This window comes from Terrabacter terrae (assembly GCF_039529575.1).
Lineage (GTDB): Bacteria > Actinomycetota > Actinomycetes > Actinomycetales > Dermatophilaceae > Terrabacter > Terrabacter terrae.
Genome location: NZ_BAAANB010000156.1, coordinates 1 through 4919, shown reverse-complemented (window position 1 = coordinate 4919; position 4919 = coordinate 1). Strand labels below are relative to the sequence as shown.

At 71.9% G+C, this 4919-nt stretch carries 4 protein-coding genes; all 4 read left to right on the top strand.

Annotation, left to right across the window (positions count from 1 at the left end):
• A partial coding sequence (locus ABD194_RS20220) for a hypothetical protein (RefSeq protein WP_343994857.1) occupies positions 1-1198 on the top strand: 1198 nt, incomplete at its 5' end.
• Positions 1199-1309: 111 nt separating this feature from the next.
• Positions 1310-1828 carry a glycine cleavage system transcriptional repressor gene (locus ABD194_RS20215; protein ID WP_343994855.1) on the top strand — a complete coding sequence of 173 codons (519 nt, stop codon included), beginning with the start codon at positions 1310-1312 and terminating at the stop codon, positions 1826-1828.
• A gap of 370 nt (positions 1829-2198) precedes the next feature.
• The gene (locus tag ABD194_RS20210; protein ID WP_343994853.1) at positions 2199-3341 is read left to right on the top strand and encodes a TolB family protein; all 1143 of its coding nucleotides are present in this window, start codon (positions 2199-2201) and stop codon (positions 3339-3341) included.
• A 94-nt stretch (positions 3342-3435) separates the two neighbouring features.
• A partial coding sequence (locus ABD194_RS20205) for a glycoside hydrolase family 15 protein (RefSeq protein WP_343994851.1) occupies positions 3436-4919 on the top strand: 1484 nt, incomplete at its 3' end.

Sequence of the window (4919 nt, the reverse complement as noted above, 5' to 3'; positions counted from 1 at the left end):
GCTGGTCAACGACGCCGACCTGAAGGCGGAGTCGATCACGATGGGCGGGGCCAAGGTCCTGCCGACCACGCGGACGATCCCGCACTGGTACGGCACGACCACAGACCCGTCGAACGGCGTGACCTACGGCTACAACATGGTCGGCGCCAACCCGCACACCTGTTCCGGCAAGGCCTGCGACGTGACCGTCCAGGTCGACATCACGCCGATCAAGGTCGTCGTCGGCGGCCAGACCTTCGACGGCACCGGCGTGGTCGGACCGACGCTCGCCTCGCCGCAGTTCGCGACGAACGACTACGGCGACACGCCGGCCGCCACGAACGACAAGTTCGCCCGCGGGCCCGGAGGGGCGCTCTCCCAGAAGGACGCCGGCCAGAGTCTCCAGCTGCAGGACGCGACGATGCGTGCGCAGTTCGACCAGACCGGGACCAGCGGCTACCACCTGCGCCTCAACCCCAACGTGCTCGCGCCGGTGACGATCACCGTCCCGAGCAACCAGGGCGGTCTCATCCAGAGCGGTCGCGGCGTGGTGGGCGCGAGCATCGACGTGGGCTGGTGGTCCGCTCAGATCAACAACCTCGAGACGAGCGCCGACCCGACGCACCTGCCGCTCTACCTGACCGACAACATCTTCCTGCACACGGGCAAGTCGCTGGCCGACTGCTGCATCATCGGCTACCACGGCACCAAGGCCTCCGGTGACCGGCTCGGCAACGGCAAGACGCAGGGCAACGCGCCGGTGCAGACGTTCGCCTGGGCGTCGTACGTGCGTCCCGGCTTCTACTCGCGGCCGAACGGTGGCGCCAACTGGGCGCTGCAGGACATCCACGCGATCAGCCACGAGATCGCCGAGTGGGCGGACGACCCGTTCGTCAACAACACGGTGAACCCGTGGGTGACGCCGACCGCGCCGCAGTACGGCTGCACGGGCGTCCTCGAGACCGGTGACCCGGTCGTGTCGATCGGTTTCGCCAAGGGCACGAACACCTTCGCCCAGGGCGCGAACCCGGACGGCTCGATGAGCGCCGACGGCTACTACCACCCGGAGGACGAGGCGCTGCTGCCGTGGTTCCTGCGGCTGCCGTCGAACGCGACCGGCTCCGAGGCCAACCAGACGCCGAACACGGGCGGGCGCTACACCTTCATGGGCGACCTCAACCCGTTCCCGGGCTTCCGGGCACCGGCCACGGGCTGCTGACGTCCTGACCACTCCGCTCGGCGGCATGCGCGAGAGATTGCGTATGCCGCCGAGTCGCGTTCCGGGGCGTTCGCCCGGGACGCGACGGGGCCGGGTCAGTAGGCTGCGAGCGTGCCCAGACTCGTGCTCACCGTCATCGGCGACGACCGCGCCGGCCTCGTCAGTGCCCTCGCGGACGTCGTCACCGCGCACGACGGCAACTGGGAGGACAGCCAGCTGGCCGAGCTGGCGGGCAAGTTCGCCGGCATCGTCGTCGTCGGGGTCCCGGCCGAGCGGGCCGAGGAGCTGATGGCGGCGCTGAAGCAGCTCGAGGGGCTGCTCGAGGTGACGACGCACCCGGGCGCCGAGGCGACGGTGGTCGCGGACGACGGCGGGGCGCAGCGGCTGACCGTCGACCTGCTGGGCAACGACAACCCCGGGATCGTCCGCGAGGTGTCGTCGGTGCTGAGCCGGCACGAGCTGTCGATCGAGACCATGACGACGGAGACCCGCGAGGCGCCGATGGCCGGTGGCCTGCTCTTCGAGGCGCACGTCGTCGTGCGGGTGCCCCTGGGGTCGGACACCGCAGCGCTGCGCGCCGACCTCGAGCGGCTCGCGCACGAGCTGCTCGTCGACATCGCCGTCGCCTGAGGGCGGGCGCGCGGAGCACCTCTACCTCTCCCCGCGCCTGTGCCTTGGGTCGCCAAGTGACCCAGCCCAGCCGTAGGCGGCGCCCCGGGCCATCGGTCGAGGAGGGGTGGTGAAGGGGCCCGCCTCGCGATGCGAGCCCGGGCCCCGGGTGACGGTTCACGTACCGCAACGGGCCAACCGCCTAAGTTCTCCCCGTCGATGGACGACTACCCCCAGTGCACGCCCGTGACACGGACAGATGGTGGGGAATCGCCGAGGCTTGCAGATCTCTTGCAAGAGCGGGAGCACGGGCGGTCTCGGGGAATCCGGTCTCGTGGCACGCGCCGGGGAGGACACTCGGAGCGAGAGACGTCACGAGCCGGGAGGTGTCGTGAGAGCAGCAGTCGCCGGCCGCTTGGGGGCCCTCGTCGTCGTGACGCTCGTCGCGTCCGCCCTGGCCGCGTGCACCGGCGCAACGTCGGCCGCGACCACCACCTCGCCGCCGGCGACCGCGAGCCTCGCGCGCCCGACCAGCGCCGCCGCGACCCCGAGCACGTCGTCACGGTCGGCCCTCCCGCCCAGCGGCCCGGCGACCGGGGGTGCCCCGCTCGTCAAGCAGACGGCATACGTGCTCGGCAACGTGCAGGGGCACCTGCGGATGGTGCACCCGGACGGCACGGGCGGCAGGATCCTCGTCCCCTCGGTCGACGTGCTCGGCGAGAGCAACGGCGTCATCGTCGGCGACTGGTCGCCGGACGGGCGGAGGGTGGCGTTCACGCGGGTGCACCGGGACGTGCAGCCGTTCACGGCGTCGCAGTGGGTGGCGATGAGTGACGGGAGCGGCGCCCGTGAGGTGGTCCCGTGCGCGCCGCCGTGCCTGCGGGCCGGGCTCGGTGCGTTCTCGCCCAGGGGCGACCAGCTCGCCTACGCCATCACGGAGCTGGACGCGGCGGGGACGAGGGTCACGCGCAATGCGGTCGAGGTCGTCACCCTCGCCACGGGGCGGCGCCGCGTCGTCGCGGAGACGCGGGAGCCGCTGGTGGAGTTCGCCTTCCCGCGGTGGTCGCCGGACGGTCGCCGGCTCGTCGTCCAGGTGACCCACTGGCCCGCGGGAGCTGCGCCGGCGACGGCCCCGGTGTCGGGGTCCCCGCGGATCGCGGTGCTCGACCTGGCGCGGCCGAAGACGCAGGTGCCACGCGTGCTGGCTCCCGGCCTGCCGGGAACGTATCCGGACTGGAGCCGGAAGACCGACACCATCGTGTTCTCCACCAACGACCCGGACGTCGTGAACGGGGACGTCGAGCACGACCTCTGGACGGTGCGGCCCGACGGGACGCGCCTGCGGCAGGTGACCCACCTGCAGCAGCCGGCGCTGGCCATGCACCCGACGTGGACGCCCGACGGGACGATCCTCTTCGAGCACTGCGCCGCCATGCCGGCCTGCTACCTGGCGTACGCGTCGGCGGACGGCTCGGTGGTGCAGACCCCGCAGGACCTCCAGGCGGTGTGGCCGCGGGCGAAGCCGGGGAGCTGAGCAGGCGGGTCGGCGAGGGCGCCGGCGCGGGTCGGCGGGGCGGACGGCATACGTTTCCCTTGTCCGTTCACTCGTGCGAGCGCACGCTGTGCTCATGGACGGATCAGTCGAGTCGCCGACCCAGCCGCCGCCGATGGGGCACGTCAAGACGGTGCCGATCGCGGACTACGGGTTCCTGGCTGACGGTGAGGTGACGGCGCTCGTCGCGCCGGGCGGCGACATCGACTGGATGTGCGCGCCGCGGATGGACTCGCCGAGCGTCTTCGGCGCGCTGCTGGGGCGGCACGCGGGGCGGTTCGGGCTGGGGCCGTCGGACATCAACGTGCCGACGGCGCGGCGCTACCTGCCGGGCACGAACGTGCTCGAGACGAGCTGGGGCACGCCGACGGGCTGGATCATCGTGCGCGACGTGCTGCTCATCGGGCCGTGGCACCACGACGAGGGGGTCTCGCAGAAGCACCGGCGCACGCCGATGGACTACGACGCCGAGCACACGCTGCTGCGGACGGTGCGCTGCGTGTCGGGCGAGGTGCAGACGGTGATGGGGTGCGAGCCGTGCCTCGACTTCGGGCGCCGGACGCTGCACTGGGACTACACCGACCGGGGCTACCACCAGGGCGTGGGGAGGGTCGAGGGGTTCGACCTGACCCTGACGCTGACGACGGACCTCCGGCTCGGGTTCGAGGGGGCGCAGGCGACGGCGCGGACGCTGCTCAGGGAGGGCGACGAGCGGTTCGTCGCCTTGTCGTGGGGCGCGGTGCCGCCGCCGACGACGAGCCAGGAGGCGCACGAACGGCTCGAGTGGACGGCGCACCACTGGCAGCACTGGCTGGCGCGCGGCCGCTTCCCCGACCACCCGTGGCGCAGCTACCTGCAGCGAAGTGCCCTGACCCTCAAGGGATTGACGTACTCGCCGACGGGGGCGATCGCGGCGGCCGCGACGACCTCGCTGCCGGAGACGCTCGGTGGGGCGCGCAACTACGACTACCGCTACACGTGGATCCGGGATGCGACCTTCGCGCTGTGGGCCATGTACTCGCTCGGGTTCGACTGGGAGGCCGTGGACTTCTTCTCGTTCATCGCCGACGTGGCCGAGCGGGACGAGGACCTGCAGATCATGTACGGGATCGGCGGGGAGCGTGACCTCCCGGAGTCGACGCTCGACCACCTGCAGGGGTATGCCGGGTCGCGCCCCGTGCGCGTCGGCAACGCCGCGCACTGCCAGGTGCAGCACGACGTGTGGGGCGCCTTGTTGGACTCGGTCTACCTGCACTCGAAGGTCGCCGACCACCTGGACGGGCGGATCTGGCCGATCCTCGGCAAACAGGTCGAGGCGGCGCTGAAGCGGTGGCGCGAGCCGGACGCCGGCATCTGGGAGGTGCGCGGGGACCTCAAGCACTTCACGTCCTCGAAGATCATGTGCTGGGTCGCCGTCGACCGTGGTGCGCGGCTGGCGTCGATGATCGGCCAGGAGGCGCAGGCCGCCGAGTGGCAGCTGGCGGCCGACGAGATCAAGGAGGACATCCTCGCCCACGGCGTCGACTCCCGCGGGGTGCTCGTGCAGCACTACGACACCGA